Origin of the sequence: Alteromonas sp. V450 (assembly GCF_001885075.1) — a bacterium.
Lineage (GTDB): Bacteria > Pseudomonadota > Gammaproteobacteria > Enterobacterales > Alteromonadaceae > Alteromonas.
The window spans coordinates 609,545-633,115 of sequence record NZ_MODU01000004.1 but is presented as its reverse complement, the minus strand read 5'-3'; the positions used below and the strand labels follow the sequence as shown (position 1 = coordinate 633,115).

Below are 23,571 nucleotides of genomic sequence, written 5' to 3'. Positions count from 1 at the left end.
CATCTATGTTTTAAATGACCGTGCTGCCGACTTTGTGTCGTCTGGCTATTATAACGTAGCACAAAACGCACCAACAAGTTGACTAATTGGTCAGTTTATTGCTTTCAAAACGAAAACACATAAAAATTAGAGAACTCTTGATGTCTAACAGCGTAATCGAACGGCTATTTAAACTGCAAGAACATGGCACAACAGTAAAAACAGAAATTATTGCCGGCCTGACTACCTTTGCCGCAATGTCGTACATACTTGTCGTAAACCCTGGTATTTTAGGGCTAAGTGGCATGCCGATAGAGGGCTTGATTACCGTTACCGCTATTGCAGCGTGTATCGGCACTCTCTTGATGGCACTCATGACTAACTACCCCATAGCACTTGCACCGGGCATGGGGCTTAACGCATTCTTTGCATTTACTATTTGTTTGGGCAGAGAAATACCTTGGGAAGCCGCGCTTGGCATTGTTTTCTGGAATGGTATTCTTTTCCTTATATTGTCGCTTACGGGTGTCAGAACGAAAATAGCGGAAGCCATACCGCCGTCATTGAAAATTGGGGTACAGTGCGGTATCGGTCTTTTCATAGCGTTTATCGGGCTTAAAAATGCCAATCTTATTGTTGATAACCCCGCGACTTTTGTTCAGCTAGGTGACCTCTCTGACCCTGCCGTATTACTCGCACTAGCGGGTATCATTTTTACTATAGTACTTATGGTGAGACGCGTTACTGGTGCTATCCTTATTTCGATAGTGACGCTCACTATTATCGGTGCTTTTATTCCTACCGAAACCGGTACACTAACGGCAACACCGCAAGCCATTGTCGGTATGCCAGAGCCAATAACTGACACATTTCTAGCGATGGATTTTTGGTATGCTGTTGATCATTTGGCAGAAACCTGGGACCTCATTTTCGCGCTCATGTTCGTTAATATGTTCGATACGATAGGCACACTCATTGGCGTTTCTCGCAAAGCAAACTTGCTTTCGGACGAAGGTAAACTCCCTAAAATTGGCGCCGCCATGACAGCCGACGCCTCTGCTAGTGTGGCGGGTGCAATCGTTGGTACATCGCCTGTAACAAGTTACGTCGAATCAGCGACTGGCGTGTCCGCTGGGGGGCGTACAGGTCTAACCGCGGTGGTGGTTTCGGTCTGTTTTATTTTGTCACTTTTTTTAACGCCGCTAATGAAGGTGATCCCTATAATGGCGACAACACCCGCGCTTTTAATGGTTGGCATTTTAATGATGGAATCAATAAGGCAAGTTGACTTTGACGATTTAGGCGCACTAGCAACGACTACGGTTGCACTTATTGCTATGCCCTTAACCTTCAGTATCAGCGAAGGTATTGCGCTTGGGTTTATAACCTATGTTGGCGTCAAGGTAGGTACTGGGAAATTCAAAGAAGTTACATTACTTACTTATGCACTAGCTGCTGTTTTCTTGCTGAGATACTTACTCGATTTAAAATAAGTTTCGAGCATGCGCTGATAGTATCGCGTGAAAGCTCAGACAGCGATAGAGAAAGGTGGCCATAAACGTCACCTTTCTTTTTAAACCAACAATAGAAAACAATGAGTCGTATATATTTGCTATTTGAACGTATTGTCTGTTAAAGGGTGAGTATCTAGCCAATGGCAAGCAATTTGCTCTCTGGTAGCTAACCACACTTTATCGTGAGATTTTACGTACTCGATAAAACGTTTCAGTGCCGCCAGCCTTGCAGGTCTTCCAATGATGCGATTATGAAGGCCAATAGATAGCATTTTAGGCGCTTCGTCTCCTTCTTCGTATAGCACGTCAAACGCATCTTTCAGGTATGTAAAAAACTGATCGCTATTATTAAAACCTTGAGGTGTAGCAAATCGCATATCATTTGTGTCTAACGTGTAAGGCACCATCAATAAAGGCTTGCTGTAATGGCAATCGTAATAAGGCAAGTCGTCAGCGTAAGAGTCTGCGCAATATAAAATATCATCCCGCTCAGCAATCAATTTCAACGTATTAGGACTTGTTCTTCCAGTATACCATCCTTTGGGTTTTGCACCGGTTAACTGCTGATGAAGTATTATTGCGTCGTCTATTTGTTTGCGCTCATCTTCCTCACTCATTTCTTGATAGTGGACCCACCGCATGGCATGGCTGGCTATTTCCCAACCTGAATCCATCATTGCCTTTACCGCTTCGGGGTGACGCTGCATAGCCATAGTAACGCCAAATACAGTCACTGGAATATCGTATTTATTAAGTAAGCGATACAGGCGCCAAAAACCGGCTCTGCTGCCGTATTCATAAATAGATTCCATACTGAGGTGACGGTCTTTGTAAGCTTGTGCACCAATGATTTCTGATAAGAATATCTCGGAGGCTTCATCTCCGTGTAGCACACAGTTTTCACCACCTTCTTCGTAATTCAAAACGAACTGAACCGCTATTTTCGCACCACCCGGCCAGTTCGCATGAGGCACATGTTGACCGTAACCTACCAAATCTCGGGGATAAACAGACTCCGTCATTTTACACCTCGAAACTTGCAGGTACAGGCAGCCCACACCCCCCAAGAACAAGCTTCACCACTTGCTTGGTAGCCTCTTCAAAATCTGCTTTCGTCATCTTCTTGCCGCGCAGCCGCGTAATTTGCGCAGAAAAATCCGCGTAATGTTGCGTACTAGCCCAAATGGTGTAAAGCAAATATTCTCCTTCAACGGGTGGTAACTTACCTGCTTGAACCCAAGCATCTATGACTGCCAATCGGCCTTTCATCCAAAGCGCGTGCTCTTCGTCAAAATAACCACTAAGGTTTTGTGCACCATTAATAATTTCCATTGCGAATATTTTCGATGCCATTGGATGTGTACGTGACACTTCCATTTTTTCGGCAATGTAATCTGCAAAGACCTCGGCGGGATCATCATCCACCGTGGCTTTATCAAAACGGGAGTTCCACAACGAGAGCGTTTCTTCTAAAACAGCAACATAGAGCTCTTGTTTAGTTTTGAAGTAATACAAAACATTGGTCTTTGGGAGGCCGGCCTCGTCCGCTATTTTTTGAACAGCGGTTCCCTTAAAACCGAACTGAGCAAAGCACTTCTCAGCAGCTTGGAGTATTTTTTTTCTATTCATAGCACCAACACCTACGTCAGCACTTTTTACCTTAATCATTTTTTTTTAAATTCCTTTGCAACCTTTTTTGCAAGCGCGCTATAACATTAAATGTAAATAGCTATAGTGTTAGATTAGCATTTAACTATGTCGCGTTGCTATGTTCTTATAGATCATGCAAGTTATGCATGGGCGTTGTTATACCGCTCAGCGTAGATATTTGCCCATGTAAAACACAAAAATTACACTCCCCCCAAATCTAGCACGAATCTTGCATGCTAAAAGTCAAATTACTTGTAACAGTGCACAGCAAAATAAATTTTGCAGACACGTTGATTTAAGTTTTAGTGAAAGTTACGCAAAATCATGGCCTTTTTTATGTTGGCCATTTTTTATAAGCAAATAATTGACCAATTGGTCTACTTTTATTGAAAAAATACAGCTATATTAATGAATACAAAAATGAACATAACGAGAAGGTGTGAGTATGATTCGCTTTCTAATAAATAACGATGTTGTTGAGTTAAGTGAAGCGCGAGCCGACCTCACCCTTCTACAGTTTATACGCGAGCATCGTAAGAAAACAGGTACGAAAGAAGGCTGCGCGGCAGGCGACTGCGGCGCTTGCACGGTAGTACTCGTAGAACCAGCGCCAACCAATAGCGGAGCAATATTAAACTACCGTACTGTGAATAGTTGTATCACGCTAATGAGCGCAGTTCATGGCAAGCAGTTGTTATTCGTTGAACATTTAAACAATAGTAAAAGCTTACACCCTGTACAACAGGCCTTAGTTGACCATCACGGTTCACAGTGCGGCTTTTGTACACCTGGGTTTATTATGTCGATGTTTGCCTTGTATCACAGTAATACAACACCAAACCGCGACGATGTGCTTCATGCTCTATCTGGCAACTTGTGCCGCTGCACAGGCTACCGCCCAATTATCGACGCGACATTAGCAGTGTGCGGGCAAACACCAGATGATCAGTTCACGGCGCGCCAGGAAACTACCCTTGCAACGTTATTATCGCTATCTGGTGAGAAACCATCGGGTACAGGAAATATATATACGCCTTCATCCCGTGAAGAACTAAAAGCGCTAATAAAGACAAACCCTGCCGCACAGCTAGTGGCAGGCAGTACCGATTTAAGCCTGCAATTCACTCAACAGTTAAAGAATGTGCAAACGTTAATTAGTGTCACGCATATTGACGCACTAAAACAATGCACCAAAAATGAACATTCTCTCACTATTGGTGCAGCCGTTCCGCTTAATGATGCTGCTCCCTTGCTTTTGAGTGCATTTCCACAAGTGGCTGAGCTAATTACTCGGTTTGCGTCGTTACCTATTCGCAATCAGGCGACGATTGGCGGTAATGTGGCTAACGCATCACCTATCGGTGATATGCCTCCACTATTACTCGCGCTAAATGCCATATTACATCTGGACAATGGCGATAGTGTTCGCAAAGTTCCAATCACTACATTTTTTACTGGCTATCGTGAAACAACATTGGCTAAAGGCGAATGGATAAGCGCAATCGAAATTCCCGTAAAACAGCCTAATCAAACGCTAGCGGCTTATAAAATATCGAAGCGTTTTGAGGATGACATATCGGCCGTATGTGCCGTTTTCAATGTCACGGTAGAAAACGGCAAGGTTGAATCGATTAGTAGTGGGTTTGGCGGTGTTGCTGCCGTGCCTTCAACCTGTGACGCCCTTGAAAGTGCGTTAAAAGGTAAGCAGTTCACCAGCAAAGAGTGTTTAACATTGGGCAAACAAGTGTTGTTTGATGCATTTTCACCCATTGATGATGTGCGCGCTACAGCCCAATACCGCAAAACCGTTTTAGCTAACCTGTGGCATCGCTTCTGGTTAGAGAATCAAACAGTAAATCAAATTGAAACACGAGTGGTGCAGCATGCGTAAGTTGATTGATGCCGCAAATCCATTGCAACAAAACGACAACCAGAGTGTTGTTCACGTCTCCAAAAAGCATGAGAGTGCGACACGCCAAGTACAAGGCTGTGCGAACTACGTAGACGATGTCATTGAACCGCAGGGCACGCTTTACGCCGCGGTTGGTGTAAGCCAATGTGCAAAAGGCACAATTGACTCGATTAACCTTGACGCTGTTCGCCAAAGCGAGGGCGTTGTAGATATAGTGACAATTAACGACGTACCAGGTCATAAAGATATTGGCCCTGTGTTTGAAGGCGACCCGTTACTCGCTAATGGCGAAATCAAATTCTTCGGCCAGCCCGTATTCGCAGTACTTGCCACGTCAGTAACGCTTGCCCGACAAGCAGCGCTAAAAGGAATCATTGAGGTAAGTGAAGCCGAACCAATACTTACCGCAGAAGCTGCCCACCAGCAGCAAACGTTTGTGCGTCCCCTACACCGGTTTGGCCAACATACTGACCGCGTTGAAAGTACATTTGAAAAAGCGACCCACCAAGTACATGGCAAGCTTAGTATTGGTGGTCAGGAACATATGTACTTAGAAGGACAAGTGAGCCTTGCGATCCCCGATGAAGAAGATCGCATGAAAATCTACACATCTAGTCAGCACCCCAGTGAGGTACAAAAACTCGTTGCCGAGGTACTTGATGTAAAATTGCACCGTGTAATGGTAGACATGCGACGTATGGGCGGCGGCTTTGGCGGAAAAGAAACTCAAGCAGCACAGTGGGCCTGTTTAGCGGCTTTACTGGCATCGCGCAATCAATGTGCGGTTAAGCTTCGCTTACCGCGCTTTACTGATATGCACGTTACGGGTAAACGCCACCCGTTTGAAAACGCGTTTGACGTGGCCTTTGACGAGACAGGTAAAATTGAGGCTACCCGCATGACCATTAATGGGATTTGTGGGCACTCGCCTGATTTATCTGACGCCATAGTAGATAGAGCCATGTTCCATGCTGACAATGGTTATTTCTTGGGTGATAGCGACATTGTAGGTCATAGACTACAAACCAATATGGTATCGCACACCGCTTATCGAGGTTTCGGCGGCCCGCAAGGTATGATCATGGCTGAAGCTATGATTGATAAAATTGCCCGCGCCATTGGCAGCGACCCCCTATCGGTAAGAAAGCGTAATTTATACGGCCCCACGACGGGTAGTCTGACTCCTTATGGAATGAAGGTAGAGCATAACCTTTTATCCGATATGATTGCCGAGTTAGAAGAAAGCGCGCAATACTGGCAGCGCAGAGAAGCGATCACGGCCTTTAATCGCCAAAGTCCGTTAGTTAAAAAAGGGCTGGCACTGACACCGGTTAAATTTGGGATTTCATTCACCGCAAAACACTTAAATCAAGCCGGTGCGCTGGTACACATATACACCGACGGCAGTATTCAGGTGAATCATGGTGGTACTGAAATGGGCCAAGGGCTACATACCAAAATAGGCCAAATTGCAGCCAATGAATTTGGCCTAGACCTGGATATGATAGAGGTCACCGCAACACGCACTGATAAAGTACCCAACACTTCACCAACAGCGGCATCAAGTGGCACTGACTTAAACGGGAAAGCTGTACAAAATGCGTGTATTACTTTGAAAACCCGTTTGGCTGAGTGCTTCGCCAACAGCTTAGGTTTAGACGACCGCGCTGGTGACGTGCAGTTTATTAATGAGCACGTTGTGTTAGATGAACACAGCATTGCCTTCACTGAACTTGTTCAGCAAGCGTATTTTGCCCGAGTGTCCTTATCTTCAAGCGGTTTTTACAAAACACCTAAATTACAGTACAACCGTGACACAGGCGAAGGCCGTCCGTTTTTCTATTTTGCCTACGGTGTGTCAATGAGCGAAGTCTCTGTCGATACACTGACCGGTGAATACACCGTAGATAAAGTGAACGTCATTCACGATGTGGGCAACAGCCTTAACCCCGCCATTGATATTGGCCAGATTGAAGGCGCGTTTATTCAAGGTATGGGTTGGCTGACGACGGAAGATTTAAAATGGAACGATTCAGGCAAACTGATAAGTGAAAATATGGCAACGTATAAAATTCCTGCAATAGGTGACACGCCTAAGGAATTTAATGTGAAGCTGTTCGGTAGAAAGAATGCTGAAGACAGCATTTACCATTCAAAAGCCGTGGGTGAGCCACCGTTTATGCTAGCCATTTCAGTGTGGTGTGCACTCAAAGATGCTATTTCTAGTCTTTCTGGCTATACCGTTGACCCGCAGTTAGACACGCCAGCTACGCCAGAACGAGTGTTAAACGCGGTAGCTGCTATACAGCAATCGGATTGCCGAGGCGGTGCGCTATGACACCCGCGTCAGCAACGTCATTTCGCGCCCCCCAATCATTTCGCGCAACGACCTGGCATGAGGCAATAGCCGAATGCCAAGCGCGTAATGAAGGTTATGTGCTGGTGACTGTGGTAGGCACTGCAGGCTCTACGCCTCGTGAACCGGGCAGTAAAATGGTAGTTACCGCTTCTCAAAGCATCGATACCATTGGTGGCGGACACCTTGAGTTTGATGCTATCGCCCGCGCCCGTGAATTTCTTGCTAAAGGCGAAGTGCATACCGAGCTTCACAGCTACCCGCTAAGCAGTTCTTTAGGGCAGTGCTGTGGCGGAGCGGTAAAGGTACTATTTGACGTGTGTAATGTTCATCAACAGCACATCGCCATTTTCGGCGCTGGTCATGTTGCAAAAGCACTGGTGCCTATTTTGGCTCAATTACCCGTGCGAATTTCGTGGATAGACAGTCGCGATGAATTGTTTCCACTGTCATTGCCATCCAACGTGCAAAAAGTGGTGGAAGAGGCGCCAGAGAGCGAGGTTAGACACCTTGATGAGAATAGCTGGCTAATTATACTCACTCACGATCATCAATTGGACTATCGCATTACAGAGCAGGCGTTAAAGCAACCTTCCCTACCCTTTGTTGGGTTAATAGGGTCAGATACAAAGGCAAAGCGCTTTATTACTAAGCTGACTCAGCGCGGGTTTGACGACAACGCGCTGGCAAGGCTATTTACGCCTATAGGTAATCGGGACATTCCTGGCAAGCAACCTATAGAAGTTGCCGTTTCTATATCTGCGCAAATTATCGAACGCCTGCATTTAAGTGAAACGAAGACAGGCAATAGCAAAAGAAACAGTGAGAAGCCCGCAACAGCGTTTCTCAGAGAAAAGGACACCATCAGTGACACTTAATGAACTAAATACGCTAAGCGCTGAAGAAGCAACTTCCTGGTTTGAACAGTGCTGCGCGGCGAAAACCTGGATTTACCAAATGGTAGAAGCTCGCCCGTATAGCGATATTGATGCGCTTGTTAGCCAAGCTAAAAACGCATGGGCTAAATGTAGCAGTGATGACTACCTTGAAGCTTTCACGGCACACCCCATGATTGGCGACGTAGATTCTTTACGTAAGAAGTTTGCTAATACTAAAGCCATTGCAGCAGGGGAACAATCGGGTACGGCTAGCGCGTCTGAGGCTACCCTTCACCAGTTAAAAGAAGCCAATCAGGCTTATTTAGACAAGCACGGGTTTATTTTTATTATCTGCGCCACCGGGCTTTCTGCGCAAACCATGCTAGAAGCATTGCAAGCAAGGCTGCCGAATACGACGCAGCAAGAGATTTCAAATGCTGCCGCGCAGCAAATAAAGATAACCCTATTACGTATTAATAAAGCATTAAATTAGTGTGGCGTTCTTGGTTAGCAGACATGTTTATACCAAATGCAACAGCTATGCGAATTGAACAGAAATTAAGGAATACAGTATGAATACGCTCTCAAGCCACGTACTCGACACCACACTGGGTAAACCCGCACAAGGTATTGCGCTTACGCTAACGTTACCTGATGGAAATACTCTTTCTGGCGAAACCGACAATGACGGCCGTTTTAAAAACTGGGGTATTGAAGATGGTTTTGCTGCAGGCGTTTACACTTTGCGTTTTCACTGCAAACCCTACCTTGTAGAAACACATGGTAGTAGTTTCTATCCTCACATTGATATTACGTTTGAACTTGAAGAGAATGGCGGCCATTATCATGTGCCACTGCTTATTTCTCCATTTGGTTTCAGCAGCTACAGAGGCAGCTAACAAATATGCAGCTTTTTCGTGCAAGCATTGCGCACTTTCCTAAACAAACCACACAGTTCGATAGTGACATCGCTATTTTTAAAGACGGTGGTTTGTTAGTAGATAATAAAGAAATAAAAGACGTTGGCGCGTTTAAAGAGGTAGCTGAGCGCTACCCTGCCGCCACTGTCACCGATTTTTCAGGCAAATGGATTTTACCGGGCTTGATCGACAGCCACTTACATTACCCGCAAACGCAGAGCATAGCCCATTATGGCGAGCAGCTGCTTAGCTGGCTTGAGAACTACACATTTCCTACAGAAATGCAGTTTGCAGATAGTGAGCACGGTGAAACGATTGCGAAAGTATTCTTAAAACAGCTGTTAAAGAACGGCACCACCACGGGGTTTGTTTTTACAACCGTTCACAAAAGCAGTAGCCAAGCACTATTTAGTGCCGCAAGCGAAATTGATATGGCGATTGTGGCCGGTAAGGTGTGCATGGACAGAAATTGCCCTAGCGCGCTCAATGACTGCCCGGATACTGCGCAAGCTGACAGCGCACAGTTAATTGAAACCTGGCATAACAAAGGCCGCAACCGCTACGCGCTAACCCCCCGTTTTGCGCCAACCAGCACAGAAGCGCAACTTGCTGCATTAGGTGAGCTTGCAAAGCAGTATCCTGACGTTTTCATTCAAACGCACTTGTCTGAAAATTTAGACGAAATTGCTTGGGTAAAAAGTTTATTCCCAAAAGCAGACGGCTACCTGGATGTTTATGACACCTATAACCTTGTGCGCAAACGTGCGGTTTTTGGCCATGGCATTCACCTTACGCCTAATGAGTGGGCGCGCTTAGGGGATAGCGGCGCTACGGTTGCATTTTGTCCTACTTCGAATTTGTTTTTAGGTAGTGGCCTTTTTGATATGAGTGCAGCGCGTGCGAACAAGGTCCATGTGGCTATGGCCACCGATGTGGGTGCAGGCACTACGTTTAACATGTTTAAAACTTACGGCGATGCTTACAAGGTAAGTCAATTGCGCAATGAGCCTATCAGCCCGCTGGAAGGGTTTTATCTTATGACCCAAGGCGCAGCTGTGGCCCATGCTCTTGACCATGAAATTGGCAATTTAAACCCAGGCTCTACCGCTGACTTCATCGTTGTTGAGCCAAGGTTTGACGAATTAACACAGTTGCGGATAAAAGAAGATGCCGACTTCGACGATGTGTTTTTCGCTTTGAGTATTTTAGGTGACGACCGCGCTATCGACCAAACGTGGATAAGCGGCACATGCCGCTATAAGAAAGAAGATAATTAAAAACAAGCTGCACTCGGGCCTTACGGCCCGAAATAAGGAGAACAATAATGCCGTGGCTAGATTGGATAAGTTTATTCGTACGATGGTTTCACGTTGTGGCCGGTGTAGCATGGATTGGTGCGTCGTTTTACTTTATTTGGTTAGACAACAACTTGCGAACCCCGCCTAAATGGAAACAAGATAAAGGTATTAAGGGCGATTTGTGGGCAATCCACGGTGGTGGCTTCTATGAAGTTGCTAAATACGCCTATGGTCCAGAAAAAATGCCTGAAACACTGCATTGGTTTAAGTGGGAAGCCTACACCACGTGGTTATCAGGCTTTGCACTGCTCATCATTGTTTACTACTTTGGCGCTAGCGCTTATCTCATCGACCCGTCAGTCAATGCCATGTCACCTGCTACGGCAATATCTCTAGGACTTGGGTTAATTTTTGGTGGGCTAACTGTCTATGAGTTTGCTTGTCGTAGCTCATTGGCAAAATACCCGCTCGCTTTCGGTATTGGGTTAGTTGCTCTTGTTTGTATTGTTAGCTATCTGTCTACTCAATGGTTTAGTGGACGCGGCGCTTATATTCATGTAGGCGCACTTATCGGTACGATTATGGCAGGTAATGTCTTTTTCAATATTATGCCAAACCAGCGCAAAATGGTGGCAGCGGTGGCTGATAAAAAAGACATCGACCCTAATTGGGGAGCTAGCGCTAAACTGCGTTCTGTACACAACAACTACTTCACGTTGCCTTTGCTGTTTATCATGATTTCAAACCACTATCCCATGACATATCAGCACCCACAAAATTGGCTTGTGTTGATTGCTATTATGGCCGCTGCAGCCTGGATACGACATTTCTTTAATCTTCGTCATGTGGGAACCACCAAGCCAAGTATTTTAGTGTCTGGCGCAGCCGCCATGCTCGCCATCGCTCTTTGGGTGTCTTGGCCGCACGTATCTTCAATTCAATCGTTAAGTCATGACGATGCACTATCCTCTTCAACCATGAGTACACAGTCAGCGGATCAACCTGAGTTAATTGCATCTTCAGGCTCTACTAACAAAATGGTAAACGAATCATCGACGGTGATTAGTAACGAGCGCGTCGCGAGTTTAATTTCCACCCACTGTGTAAGCTGTCACTCGCGCACACCGACCGACGATATATTCAAAGTCGCGCCGTTGGGCGTGGTGTTAGATTCGTGGACAGATATAGAAAGATTTGCGCCACAAGTGGTTAGAAGAACCACTGTGACCAAAGACATGCCATTTTTGAATAAAACAAAGATGACGGAAGAAGAAAGACAAGTCATAGCTCGCTGGTTTACTCAACGAAACTAAGTTTCAACGGCGGGCACTGTTACTGGTGCACGCCGTTAAATAGCTCAATTGGCACTTTCCGCTTGCCCGCTGTGTCTGAATGAGCGTTTTTTTCGATACATAGCTTCATCAGCACGATCTAACCATTCTTGAACACTTTCAATATCTGGTGCCCATTCCACCCAGCCAATGCTAAAAGAAATGGGTAGTGAAATGCCATTACCTATTTTCAAAACAAAGGAATGAGTAAGTACACGGCGAAAGAACGCTTCAGTTTCAGCCTCGTTTGTGCCGTAGAGTAAAACTACAAACTCATCTCCACCTATGCGTCCGAATCTGTCACTTTCTCTCAGTAAACCAGACATTGTATTGGCAAAATAGACAAGTGCATCATCGCCAACTTTATGACCATAGCTATCATTAATGTCCTTGAAATTATTAAGATCTAGGTATACCAATGTCGAGCACTTTTGACCCCGTACCAAACGACTAATCTCATTACTTAGCTGAGCAAGTATCTCTCGCCTATTTGCAAGGCCTGTTAACGTGTCGGTTTTTGACAATAATTCAAGTTTATTGACCGCTTTCATTAGCGCTTGCTGCTGCGACTTTTCGCGTGTGATATCGTCAGCAGTCCCCAAAATCAAGCTTTGTAACTCTCTGTTATCGTAGATTAAGCTACCCCTATCATGCAGGTATTTAATCGCTCCTTTTGAATCATAAATTCGATATTGAATATCCCAGTTCTCTAAGGGGCGTTGGTTGAATGTTTTTGAGACACGAGCAACGTCGTCTTCATGAACATGGTCGATAAATGCACTTGGGTTACAATAAAGTTCATATTCACTTCTTCCATATATATTGTTATATCCATCGTTAACGTAGCAAAGCTTGGACATATCTGGAGAGGCAACCCAAATAAACGTTCGCTCAGAAAAAGCACTTACGATCTTACTGAAAAGCGCATCGATTTGGAAAAGTTCGGTTTCTATTTTTTTCTTGTCATCAATATCTTCAACTACCGAAATGAAGTATTCAGGGTTATCCTGCTTGTCGCGCACCAACGATACCGTTAACTTTCCCCAGACTAACTCTCCATCGCTTCTTACATATTGCTTTTCCAATGTATAATTATCGATTTCCCCTTTCAGTAACCGGGTAAGATACTCAATATCTTCATTTAAAAAGTCTGGGGCTGTTATTTCTTGAAAGCTCAACGTTGTAAGCGTCTTATCGTTGTATCCTAAAAATTCACAGAGCTTTCGATTTACCCTAATAAATCGGCCATCTAGTCCTACATGGGCAAGACCGACTGCACAATAAAGAAAAGTTTTTTCAAACATGGGCTAGCGCCCTTTGTAACAACTGCATTCCATCGCCCTTATGTTGCTATTGTTGAATGGTTTACATCTTCAATCATTCGCCTGAACGCCGAAGTTTTGATTAGACAATATCTCTATTAGCGTAGTACAAAAAATAAATATAAATAGTAAAACGCAAAATGAAGTTTGAAATATGGCGTGTATATTGTGTGTATATTGTTTTAGGAGACCCTCTTCCTAATTATTATCCCCGAAGTTAAAGCTGGGCATAAAGTGTCAAAAAGGTGATGCTGAACGCTACTGACCTCAGAAAAATACACTGTTGCCGGTTTACTATTCCACTTCTTCTTTCGATTGCATAGTCTACGTAACGAACCTGCTCCAAAAGGAGTTTATTTTAAACGCGGAGAGTTTTTATGATTGAGTTTTCAGTATTGCTGTATGCAAAAGAGGGACGCAGCGAAGCACTTGCAGAGGCGCTCTTGCCACTTGTGAAAGAGAGTCAAAAGGAAGATGGCGCTATTATGTACGACCTACACGCTAGTGAAACTGAGCTTTTTATCATTACTGAAAAGTGGCTAAATCAAGAAGCGTTAGACAAGCATGAAGCCACGCCGCACTTTTTGTCATTCCAAGCAGCGGCTGAAAAATTAGTTGATAAAGTGGTTCGTCTTCCAAAAGTCGTTCTGTAAAGTTGGTTACTAATCGGGGCGCCCTTCAGGAGTGCGCCCCAATAAAGTGCATATGCTGACTTCACCGCTTATCGATTGGTAAGAAGATTTACCTAACTTGTGCCTCTTCGCTATTGCGCTCAGACCATATGCGTAATTGCTCGAGTATATCCAGCGCTGAACGCCCAAAGTCAGTTAGGCTGTATGCTACCGCAATCGGTCTTGTTTCTATAACATTTCGAATGACCATACCGTTGTTTTCCAGCTCTTTGAGGCGCTGATCGACCATTTTTCGGCTGGCACCGCCAAGCATTCTGCACAAGTCATTAAACCTTACAGGTTCATCTTTCAAATGATAAATAATAGAGCCTGTCCATTTTCCACCAATCAAGCGCATACCGCGCTCAATCGCGCAAGGCTCGGTGCACGTATTTAAAACGGTTTTTCTACCCTTAGCGTCTGTTTTTATTTCACTTTCCATCAAATTCCCTAAAAAAACCACCTAGTTACTAAAAGTATACTAATTGTTTGTTTGAACAAGGTAACTAAAATAGACCACATAAGCAAGTTTACCTTTACGTTCACCCTTAGCTAATTAGTCTAATATCAATGTAAAAGGTTCACTGTAGGCCTCTTTGGAGTGTAAGCCATGAAAGATATTCATTTATACACCGCAAGCACAATGAATGGATGGAAGCCCGTTATCTTTTTAGAAGAGGCGGGTGTAGATTACGACTTAACTCACATTGACTTCGCCACTCGGCAGCAAAAGTCGCCTGAATATATAGCCATCAATCCCAATGGCCGCATCCCAACTATCATCGATAAATCTAACAATAACTTCGTGGTTTTCGAGTCCGGCGCCATACTTTGGTATCTAGCCAAAAAGTATCAAAAGTTCCTTCCGCAGAACAACAATAAGGAATCAGAAGTTCTGCAGTGGCTAATGTTTCAAATGGGAGGGATCGGGCCAATGATGGGACAGGCCATGTTCTTTCAGCGGATTGCGCCCAAACAGGGTGAGCACAACTCCTACGCCATTGACAGGTACGTTTCAGAAAGTCGGCGCCTTTTGGAAGTGCTAAACACAAGGCTTGAAGGTCGAAGTTATTTAGTGAACGACGAGTTCACTATTGCTGACATGGCAACCTACCCTTGGGCCAGAGCCTATCATTGGGCAAAAGTAGATATTTCGGGTCTGGAAAACCTTAAAGCATGGTTTAAGCGCATTGATCAGCGCGAAGCAACTCAGCGCGCACTAACTATTCCGGAACCTTTTGAGGCTTTCTTTGGCAGAGGGGATTCAGAACAACAAGCTAAGCAAGAGAAAGCTAACGCTGACAGGTTTTAATAATACAAATTAAAACAGGCAAAACAGACCGTTCAAACCAAGTGAAGCGCCTTGGCGAGAGCATATTAAACATTAACTTCACGGTGACACAAACCATGATTGAATTTACATTAAATGGAAAAAAAGTGCAGACAGATGCTGCATCAGATACGCCTCTCGTTTGGGTGATACGCGATGAGTTTGGATTAAAAGGTACCAAGTTTGGGTGCGGTGTTGCCATGTGTGGCGCATGCACGGTACATATTGACGGTAACGCTATTCGCTCTTGCTCATATCCTGTTTCGTTAGCTAAAGGCAAGAACGTAAACACTATCGAAAGCCTCAACAATGAGCATCCGCTGCAATCTGCTTGGGTAGAAGAGCAGGTTCCTCAGTGTGGCTATTGCCAGTCTGGTCAAATTATGCAAGCAGCGACCTTACTAGACAGAAACCCAAATCCGAGCGACCAGGATATCGTTAACCACATGAGCGCAAATTATTGCCGCTGTATGGCTTATGCGCGCATAAAAAAAGCGATCAAGCGCGCCGCAACGTCTTCAGTTCAATACTTTGACCCAAATGCTTCATCAGAAGGTGAAAACGCATGAGCATGAAAAACATCTCTCAAGAAAAGAAAGACATGATCAACTTATCTCGCCGTTCTTTCATGGTGGGGTCAATGAAAACATCTTTATTCATGGCATTTGGTGCTGCCGCTATTCCATCTCTGTTATCAGCGAAAGAAAGTATTGAAACTAAACAGTTTTCACCAAATATCTGGTTTGAAATGGATACAGATGGCAACGTCATCGTCAATATAGCCAAAGCGGAAATGGGCCAGCATATTGGTACGCCAATCGCTAGAATTTTAGCTGATGAGCTTGAGTGCGACTGGGATAAAGTGTCTATAGTGCACGTTGATACAGACCCAAAGTGGGGCTACATGGTAACAGGCGGCTCTTGGTCAATTTTCCATACCTACAAGCCTATGTCTCAGGCAGGCGCCGCTGGCCGCATGGTGTTAATTGATGCAGGTGCGAAACTACTTGGCGTGCCCGCCGATAGTTGCAAGGCAGAAAAAGGTTTTGTTATCTCGGGTAACAAGAAAATTAGCTACGGCGATATTGTAGCGAACGGCAACGTCGACAAAACATTCAGTGCAGATGAGCTCGCGGAACTGCCAATTAAACCAGGTAAAAAACGCCACCTTATTGGTGTTAACGCAGACTATAAAGCACTCGACATCCCGCCTAAAACTAACGGTACTGCGGTATACGGCATTGATGTGGAAGTGGAAAATATGCTTTATGCACGCCCCATTCTGCCTCCGACTCGTTATGGCAGCGCAGTAACGAATGTGGACGACAGTAAAGCTAAGAGCTTACCGGGATACAAAGGTTATAAAGTGCTCACCGATCCGAGCGGTACTATCGAAGGTTGGGTTACTGTATTGGCTACAGACTACCCCACAGCGATTAAAGCCGTTGATATGGTGAAAGTCAGCTATAACGCCGGTAAAACCGCTAATGTTTCTGAAGCTGATATACAAAAAGAAGGCGAAAGAATTGTACGTGATCGCAAGGAAGGCACCGTTTTTGTAGATGAAGGAAATATAGAGCTGGCGCAATCAAAAGCGGCACAAACTATTGAGGCTTTATACACCACCGCCACTGCCAATCATTTCCAGCTAGAACCACTTAACGCTATTGCGGAATTTAAAGGTGGTAAATGGCATATTCATACGGGTAACCAGTGGCAGAGCCTAACACTCCCTACTGTAGCTAAGGCCGCAGAAGTGCCAGAAAATGATGTAATCCTTCATCAGTATTATCTTGGCGGTGGTTTTGGGCGACGTCTTTTTGGAGATTGGATTGTTCCAGCTTTGCTTACAGCTAAAGCTACTGGCCAGCCAGTCAAATTGGTGTTCATGCGCCCGGATGATACATTGTTTGACCAACCCCGCTCTGCCTCTACCTCACTGTTTAACGCGTCGTTCGATGAAAATAATCAGTTTTTAGGCATGGAGCATGCGCTTGCGGCAGGCTGGCCAACACTAAAAATGGCTCCAGGTTTTCTAGCACCAGGAGTAAGCGGCGAAGGGAAAGTCGATATGTTCTCGGCATCTGGCGCCGACCATTGGTACACCATGTCTCACCATCGCGCCCGTGCGGTTAACAATAAGGTAGCACAAGATACATTTACGCCAGGTTGGCTGCGTTCGGTAGGTCAAGGTTGGATTGTATGGGGCTTAGAATCATTTATTGACGAAGTGGCAATAAAAGCGAACAAAGACCCCGTCGACTTCAGACTTGCTATATTAGACGGAAAAGGAAAACAAGGGGGCAAAGCGCCAGAAAGTGTCGGCGGTGCCACTCGACTTGCCAATACTCTTGAGATTCTTAAGAAAAAGACGGCGAATGTTAAACTTGGTGCTGATGAAGGCATTGGCTATAGCGTAAGTGCAGGTCAAGAACGCACTATGCCAGCTTGGCTCGCGACTGCAGCTCATGTTCACGTTAACAAACGCACAGGAAAGATAACGGTCAAGAAGCTATGGGTTGTTTCTGATGCTGGTATTGTTATTCATCCAGATGGCGCAATAGCGCAGCTTGAGGGTTCATTGCTGTGGGGATTGAGCTTGGCACTGTTTGAGCATAACGAAGTGAAAAACGGTCAGGTTTCAAAAACAAACTTACATACCTACCTTCCTCTACGCATGAACGATGTTCCAGAAATGGATATTGAGCTTGTTGAAAGTGAGGAGTTTCCAGTGGGACTGGGTGAACCAGGCGTTATTGGTGTCGCGCCGGCTATCGGCAATGCAGTGTACCAAGCCATTGGTGTACGGCTACGTCATTTGCCCATGCTTGCTCAACACGTTACCGCAGCATTAAAAGCATGAGGGCAGTATGATGAGAATGATATCCGCTTTAGCGGTAAGCGCCCTATTAGCACTTATGCTTACCGGGTGTAGCTTACATGAAAATGACGATAGCAATCATGAAAGTTTAACTGCTAACGCTTCACAAGTGGGTAACTCAACACCTGCTTTTGAAGCTTATCAGCAAGATCCTAACCCAACGACTGCATTCAACTACTTGTTCGATGTAGCAACACATCCACGGTGTGTGAATTGTCACGGTATTATCGAGGACGGTGCTCACCGTCCAACGGTGGGCGACAACAAAACACCTCATCCGATGAACATTACCTCTTTGAACAACTTAAAAATGGCTGTTCAAGACGGAAAGTTTGTTCAGGTTGGCGAAACGCACCCCGTAAACTGCCGTGGGTGTCACCAAGATGAAAATGCGCGTGAACCCGGCAGGCCGCCTGGCGCAGCAAACGACCTTATGCCTGGTTTCGTGTGGCACATGCCGCCTCCTACCATGATTATTGGCAACGACATGACCCCCTCAAAGTTATGCGACAATTGGTTAAACCCGCGTTTGAACTCTTTTCTTGCTCAACGTGGGGGTAGAGATGACATGAAAACGTTCAAAAAAGAATTTGAGCATCATGTTAGTGACGACCCATTAGTGAGATGGGCATGGAACCCCGGTCCAGGCAGAACACCTGCACCAGGGACACATGCAGATTTCTCACAAGCGATGTCTGTGTGGATTAACGGCGGCGCACCTTGCCCGACAGAAAGTTAAGTTAAAAAAGTCTTTGCCCGAAATTGAACAGCCCGCGTTTTAAGCGGGCTGTTTAACGAAAGAAGTAGGCACAACTTGTTTAGGCGAGATTAGAAATGATAGTGAGCACTTAATACGAACGATTCTGAGCCTGGGTTTGTATCCCCTAACCCACCATTAGAAATATGGCCAACTTCAGCTTCTAGCGAGAGCGACTCAGAGAGCTTGTATAAGCCAGAAAGTGATGAGTAGAACTCAATGGTGTCACCTAGATTTTCAGATTCATCAACAATGCCCGCGTGAAAGGCAACGCGTATTGAAAAGTCATTGTATTCGTAGACATCTTTTGCCAAACCCGCTGCGAAGTAATGTTGCCCTTGATCTGCGTTTACCAAGAGGACAGTTGGTCTAACGCCATAGAATGATTCGAGCGGTTTGTGGACATAAGCCACATGCAATGCGTACCGGTCTGCGTCATCAAACAAATTCCATACCGCAGCCCCCGCTTTGAGTTCACTACCTTGAGGCAGAGCATGGGTAGAAAGTGTTGCAAACAGGGAAAGTAAAGATAATGCGAGTGCGAGTGTTTTTAATGATGTTTTCATGGTTATATGGTTCTAAGCAAAGTTAAAAAATAGTGATCCGTCATAGCAATAATCCGTTTTCAAGTTCATAATGGTAATTAGGTTACTTTTTTCAACCTAATAAATATTAGTAACCATATAACTTTGAAGAAGTATAAATTCTGATTTGCTCTAAGCGTTTATGTTGCTTTATAAATTAGAGTGGCAAGGAAAATTCTTAGAGACACGGGCAGTAAAGATGAGAAGAGAAGTATGACCAACCTAGACGCCATAGAAGATACAAAACGAAGTAAGAAAGTACTGATCCTTTTTGCTCACCCTGCACAAACCCGTTCCGAAGTGAACGTGCCTCTTTTTCATGAAGCTCAACTAAACAAACACGTTACCGCTGTTGATTTGTATGCAGAATACCCAGATTTTAATATTGATATTGAACGGGAACAGCAGCGTTTAGTCGACCATGATGTGATTATTTTTCTGTTTCCTCTTTACTGGTACTCAACGCCTTCAATATTAAAAGAGTGGCAAGATTTAGTGTTGGAATATGGATTCGCCTACGGTCACGAAGGTACTGCGCTTAAAGATAAATTGTTTCTTTGTGCACTAAGTGCTGGCGGCAAAGAAGAAGCCTATCAAACTGACGGCTTCAATCACTATACCATTAGGCAACTGCTTCAGCCTTTAGAACAAATGGCTCAAATTACCCATATGACCTACATTGCACCGTTTGCAATATTCGGCTCGCGTACCGCCCAAGAAGAGCATCGTGTAATTCAACACAAAGAGAAGTGGGTAACTTTGCTGAGAAAGCTAACAACTAACACCCTCGATTTAGAAAAAGCAAAGCGCATCGAGAATCTGGCAGACCTTTGTACACCTCAAGGAGAGTAATGTGACTGGCTATTTTCTATATGCATTTATTTACCTTGTAGCCGCTGTAATAGCCGTACCCATTGCAAAGCGCCTTGGTTTAGGGTCTGTACTAGGCTATTTAATAGCAGGGCTAGTGATTGGCCCCATATTCGGCCTTGTTGGTGACGAAACTGTCGCTATTCAGCATTTTGCTGAATTTGGTGTAGTCATGATGCTGTTTTTAGTTGGGCTAGAGCTAGAGCCCCGTTCACTTTGGGCCATGAAGTCTAAACTTATGGGCTTAGGCGGCCTGCAGTTAGCACTAACCACAGCACTTATCACTGGCGTAGCCTTGTTACTTGAACAGCCTTTTAGCATTGCACTTACGATAGGCCTTATTTTCGCCCTTTCTTCAACCGCTATTGTTTTACAAACACTACAAGAAAAAGGGTTACAAAAAACGGAAGGAGGCAAAAGTGCTTTTTCCGTGTTGCTGTTTCAGGACATCGCGGTAATTCCCATGCTTGCGCTTATTCCCTTGCTTGCCATACCCGAACTGGTTGAAGCAGGAAATGCACATGGTGGAGATACAGGGTCACACGATAGTTTTAATTTAGTTGAAGGGCTTGCTCCTTGGGCTTCTGGTCTTGTGATCATTAGCTCAATTGCCTTTCTTACTGTTGGCGGACATTACTTAAGTCGCCCTTTATTTAAGTTTGTTGCCGCATCAGGATTACGAGAAATTTTTACCGCAACAGCGCTTATGCTAATTATTGGGATTGCGGCATTGATGGGGCTAGTTGGGCTCTCTCCTGCCCTTGGCGCATTTTTAGCCGGCGTTGTTTTAGCAAACAGTGAATTCAGGCATGAACTTGAAGCCAATATCGAACCGTTTAAAGGCTTATTGCTAGGCCTATTTTTTATTACGGTAGGCGCTGGTATTAACTTTTCTGTGCTAAGTGAAAGCCCAATGTTAATAGCTGGGTTAACCGCGGCGGTTATGCTTGTGAAAGCCATTGTGCTATTTATCATCGCCCTAATTTTTAAAATAAGAGGCACCAATAAATGGCTGTTCACACTAAGCCTTGCTCAGGCAGGTGAATTTGGTTTTGTGCTATTGAGTTTTGCCTCGCAAAACTACGTGCTACCCAGCGACATAATTTCTGTACTGTCTCTTGTTGTGGCTATCTCCATGTTCTTAACACCAGGACTGTTCATTCTTTTCGATAAGGCCATTATTCCCCGCTACAAAAACGCGAAATCACAGCGAGCTGAAGATGAGATTGACGAGAAAGGCACAGTAGTAATTGCTGGAATTGGGCGCTTTGGACAAATCATCAATCGCCTTTTAGTCGCTAACGATGTAAATACCGTTGTGCTTGATATTCGTTCTGAGCAGATAGATCTAATTAGGCGTATTGGCACTAAAGCCTATTTTGGCGATGCATCCAAACCAGATATTTTACATACCGCTGGCGCGCATGAAGCCGCTTTATTGGTTATTGCCATAGATGACAAGGAAACCGCTGCAGAAATGGTGAAGTACGCAAAGCATGCTTTTCCCAATATTAAAGTGCTAGCCCGTGCCTTTGACCGAGGTCATGGCTATCGCTTGCGCCAATTGGGAGCCGATTTTGTGGTATCTGAAACGTACCACAGTGCACTTGAAATGGGCGCAGAGGCACTTCGCTCACTCAATGTCCATCCATTCCAAGTTGAACGACAAAAAATGGCATATAAAAACATTGAGTCTCAACAAAACGACGTGCTGTATCATGCATGGGCAGATGACGCCAGCGGAGAACGAGTAGATAACAACTATCTTAAGCTATTTATCGAACTTGAGTCGCTAATTGAAAATGCGTTAAAAGCAGATTTACACGACAAGCATTCGAAGATGCGTGGCTGGACTCCGCCGCCTAAAGGCTATGCTGAAAGCCTTGCGCCCGATGAAAACCCAAATAGAAACAACACTTGATCGTGCCGGACAGAATGCTTTTTCTTTGCGAATTCATATTTCGTATTGAATAAATCGGTGGAAAGCTAATGGTTAGCGCTTGTAAATAAGAATAAAAATCTGATCGAAAACGACAAATAACGCTATAACCTGTAAGAAGAACTAACTTGGCGTTAATTGATTTTTGACCACATTTTTGCCGATGTGGGCGCGCATTACTAAATTAACCCATTGTGAAAGTACAAATGGGAAAAAGTGGTCTATTTAAATGGAGAGTTACCATGTTGTCTGAAAAAAACCTCTTTCACAGCTTAGCCCTGCGCACTGTGGTTGCTATTGCTTCACTCGCTGGATTAAGCGCCTGTGAAGACGCACCAACTCCGCCTAAAGCTGTATCATCAACACCGGTAACGCTTTATAAAGTTCAGCATTCAGACGAGACCATCGCTAAATTCCCAGGGCAAGTGGAGGCCGCCGAGTACTCAAACCTTTCGTTTCGCATTGGCGGAAAACTACAGGAACTCAACGTGAAAGCAGGTGAAGAAGTAAAAGAGAACCAGCTTATCGCGCGTCTTGACGACAGAGATGCAAAGGCACAGCTAGCCACCGCACAGTCTCAGTTTGATGTGTCTTCTGCTATGTTTGAACGGATGGAAGCATCGGTTGAAAAGGGCGCGGTTAGCCGCTCTACTTTTGATGAAGCGAAGGCCAATTTTTTAGCGGCTAAAGCTAGCCTCACCAACGCGCAGGACCAGCTAAGTTACACAGAGCTTCGCGCACCATTTGCAGGGCTTATTGCATCCGTACCTGTTGAAAACTATCAAGTTATTGTTCCTCAGCAAACCATTGCCGAGCTTCATATGCCAGGCGCTATCGACGTTACGTTTCAGTTGCCAGAGCAAAAAATGCGTATGATTGACCGATCGCGTGCCCGGGAAAATAGCACAACTGAAATAGCGTGGGTCACTTTCTCCGGCCTGCCAGAAAAACGCTATGCGGCCATGTACAAAGATCACGAAAGCACCACGCGACAAGGAGAACTTAGCTACGAAGTAACGATTACTCTTCCAGAGCCAGACGATATCAACATTCTATCAGGCATGAGCGCTACCGTATTACTCGACATGTCGAAACTTATTGAGTCTGACGCAAAGCTTTGGTTGGTTCCTTTTGGTGCGGTAGTTACTGACAATGCGCAACCGGACAAGGCCATAGTGTGGCGGTTTAAACCAAATGAAGACGACAACAAGAAAGGCACAGTCGAAGCAGTAGAAGTGATGATCACACGCGGCATTTCTAATGGCTTACTTGTAGAGGGGCCGCTACAGGACGATGATAAAATTGTGGCTGCCGGTGCACACCTTGTAAAAGAAGGCCAAGCTGTTACTGAGTGGACGAAAGAAGGAGGCCTGTAAATC

21 protein-coding genes are annotated in these 23,571 nt (G+C 44.9%); 16 read left to right on the top strand and 5 right to left on the bottom strand.

The window, feature by feature from the left end; translation table 11 throughout:
• Positions 1 to 140: 140 nt before the first annotated feature.
• On the top strand, positions 141 to 1,472 hold the full coding sequence (locus BK026_RS02825; protein WP_071814453.1) for an NCS2 family permease: 1,332 nt from the start codon (positions 141 to 143) through the stop codon (positions 1,470 to 1,472).
• A 119-nt stretch (positions 1,473 to 1,591) separates the two neighbouring features.
• Here the strand turns inward: BK026_RS02825 and puuE are convergent, their stop codons facing one another.
• Both puuE and BK026_RS02815 read right to left on the bottom strand, forming a co-directional pair.
• A complete protein-coding gene (gene puuE, locus BK026_RS02820; protein WP_071814452.1) occupies positions 1,592 to 2,515 on the bottom strand; it encodes an allantoinase PuuE in 924 nt (307 codons plus the stop codon).
• A 1-nt stretch (position 2,516) separates the two neighbouring features.
• Complete coding sequence (locus BK026_RS02815) at positions 2,517 to 3,161, bottom strand: TetR family transcriptional regulator C-terminal domain-containing protein (protein WP_071814451.1); 645 nt, start codon at positions 3,159 to 3,161, stop codon at positions 2,517 to 2,519.
• A gap of 427 nt (positions 3,162 to 3,588) precedes the next feature.
• On the opposite strand from BK026_RS02815, the gene xdhA reads away from it, so the two are divergent.
• The 7 genes from xdhA to BK026_RS02780 all read left to right on the top strand — a co-directional run bounded on the left by xdhA (position 3,589) and on the right by BK026_RS02780 (position 11,820).
• Complete coding sequence (xdhA, locus tag BK026_RS02810; RefSeq protein ID WP_071814450.1) at positions 3,589 to 5,034, top strand: xanthine dehydrogenase small subunit; 1,446 nt, start codon at positions 3,589 to 3,591, stop codon at positions 5,032 to 5,034.
• Entirely contained in the window at positions 5,027 to 7,393 is a 2,367-nt protein-coding gene (gene xdhB / locus BK026_RS02805; RefSeq protein ID WP_071814449.1) for a xanthine dehydrogenase molybdopterin binding subunit, read from the top strand. Before xdhA ends, xdhB begins: the two co-directional genes overlap by 8 nt.
• Complete coding sequence (gene xdhC, locus BK026_RS02800; RefSeq protein WP_071814448.1) at positions 7,390 to 8,289, top strand: xanthine dehydrogenase accessory protein XdhC; 900 nt, start codon at positions 7,390 to 7,392, stop codon at positions 8,287 to 8,289. The genes xdhB and xdhC overlap by 4 nt, the downstream gene beginning before the upstream one ends.
• Positions 8,279 to 8,782, top strand: coding sequence for a 2-oxo-4-hydroxy-4-carboxy-5-ureidoimidazoline decarboxylase (gene uraD, locus BK026_RS02795; RefSeq protein ID WP_071814447.1), 504 nt, complete (start codon positions 8,279 to 8,281; stop codon positions 8,780 to 8,782). Before xdhC ends, uraD begins: the two co-directional genes overlap by 11 nt.
• Before the next feature lie 79 nt (positions 8,783 to 8,861).
• A complete protein-coding gene (uraH, locus tag BK026_RS02790; protein ID WP_071814446.1) occupies positions 8,862 to 9,188 on the top strand; it encodes a hydroxyisourate hydrolase in 327 nt (108 codons plus the stop codon).
• Positions 9,189 to 9,193: 5 nt separating this feature from the next.
• On the top strand, positions 9,194 to 10,486 hold the full coding sequence (guaD, locus tag BK026_RS02785; protein WP_071814445.1) for a guanine deaminase: 1,293 nt from the start codon (positions 9,194 to 9,196) through the stop codon (positions 10,484 to 10,486).
• 47 nt (positions 10,487 to 10,533) lie between these two features.
• Positions 10,534 to 11,820 carry a urate hydroxylase PuuD gene (locus BK026_RS02780; protein ID WP_071814444.1) on the top strand — a complete coding sequence of 429 codons (1,287 nt, stop codon included), beginning with the start codon at positions 10,534 to 10,536 and terminating at the stop codon, positions 11,818 to 11,820.
• Between the two features lie 44 nt (positions 11,821 to 11,864).
• On the opposite strand, the gene BK026_RS02775 is transcribed toward BK026_RS02780, so the two are convergent.
• Entirely contained in the window at positions 11,865 to 13,142 is a 1,278-nt protein-coding gene (locus BK026_RS02775; protein ID WP_071814443.1) for a diguanylate cyclase domain-containing protein, read from the bottom strand.
• A gap of 395 nt (positions 13,143 to 13,537) precedes the next feature.
• On the opposite strand from BK026_RS02775, the gene BK026_RS02770 reads away from it, so the two are divergent.
• Entirely contained in the window at positions 13,538 to 13,813 is a 276-nt protein-coding gene (locus tag BK026_RS02770) for a putative quinol monooxygenase (protein WP_071814442.1), read from the top strand.
• 88 nt (positions 13,814 to 13,901) lie between these two features.
• Here BK026_RS02770 and BK026_RS02765 read toward each other — a convergent pair whose 3' ends face one another.
• Positions 13,902 to 14,273 (bottom strand): helix-turn-helix domain-containing protein, encoded by a 372-nt coding sequence (locus BK026_RS02765; protein ID WP_071814441.1) that lies wholly within the window; start codon positions 14,271 to 14,273, stop codon positions 13,902 to 13,904.
• A gap of 168 nt (positions 14,274 to 14,441) precedes the next feature.
• Between BK026_RS02765 and BK026_RS02760 the strand changes: the two genes are divergently transcribed.
• The 4 genes from BK026_RS02760 (at position 14,442) to BK026_RS02745 (ending at position 18,781) form a co-directional block, all read left to right on the top strand.
• Positions 14,442 to 15,143, top strand: a complete 702-nt coding sequence (locus tag BK026_RS02760) for a glutathione S-transferase family protein (RefSeq protein ID WP_071814440.1) — start codon at positions 14,442 to 14,444, stop codon at positions 15,141 to 15,143.
• A gap of 95 nt (positions 15,144 to 15,238) precedes the next feature.
• Complete coding sequence (locus tag BK026_RS02755; protein WP_061485514.1) at positions 15,239 to 15,730, top strand: (2Fe-2S)-binding protein; 492 nt, start codon at positions 15,239 to 15,241, stop codon at positions 15,728 to 15,730.
• The gene (locus tag BK026_RS02750) at positions 15,727 to 18,024 is read left to right on the top strand and encodes a xanthine dehydrogenase family protein molybdopterin-binding subunit (RefSeq protein WP_071814439.1); all 2,298 of its coding nucleotides are present in this window, start codon (positions 15,727 to 15,729) and stop codon (positions 18,022 to 18,024) included. Before BK026_RS02755 ends, BK026_RS02750 begins: the two co-directional genes overlap by 4 nt.
• Before the next feature lie 7 nt (positions 18,025 to 18,031).
• The gene (locus tag BK026_RS02745; protein WP_071814438.1) at positions 18,032 to 18,781 is read left to right on the top strand and encodes a hypothetical protein; all 750 of its coding nucleotides are present in this window, start codon (positions 18,032 to 18,034) and stop codon (positions 18,779 to 18,781) included.
• A gap of 89 nt (positions 18,782 to 18,870) precedes the next feature.
• On the opposite strand, the gene BK026_RS02740 is transcribed toward BK026_RS02745, so the two are convergent.
• A complete protein-coding gene (locus BK026_RS02740) occupies positions 18,871 to 19,365 on the bottom strand; it encodes an acyloxyacyl hydrolase (protein ID WP_071814437.1) in 495 nt (164 codons plus the stop codon).
• Positions 19,366 to 19,596: 231 nt separating this feature from the next.
• On the opposite strand from BK026_RS02740, the gene BK026_RS02735 reads away from it, so the two are divergent.
• From BK026_RS02735 to BK026_RS02725, 3 genes are all read left to right on the top strand, one after another.
• Entirely contained in the window at positions 19,597 to 20,235 is a 639-nt protein-coding gene (locus tag BK026_RS02735; RefSeq protein ID WP_071814436.1) for an NAD(P)H-dependent oxidoreductase, read from the top strand.
• A gap of 1 nt (position 20,236) precedes the next feature.
• Positions 20,237 to 22,174 carry a monovalent cation:proton antiporter-2 (CPA2) family protein gene (locus tag BK026_RS02730; RefSeq protein ID WP_071814435.1) on the top strand — a complete coding sequence of 646 codons (1,938 nt, stop codon included), beginning with the start codon at positions 20,237 to 20,239 and terminating at the stop codon, positions 22,172 to 22,174.
• Positions 22,175 to 22,434: 260 nt separating this feature from the next.
• A complete protein-coding gene (locus BK026_RS02725) occupies positions 22,435 to 23,568 on the top strand; it encodes an efflux RND transporter periplasmic adaptor subunit (protein WP_071814434.1) in 1,134 nt (377 codons plus the stop codon).
• Positions 23,569 to 23,571: the final 3 nt, after the last annotated feature.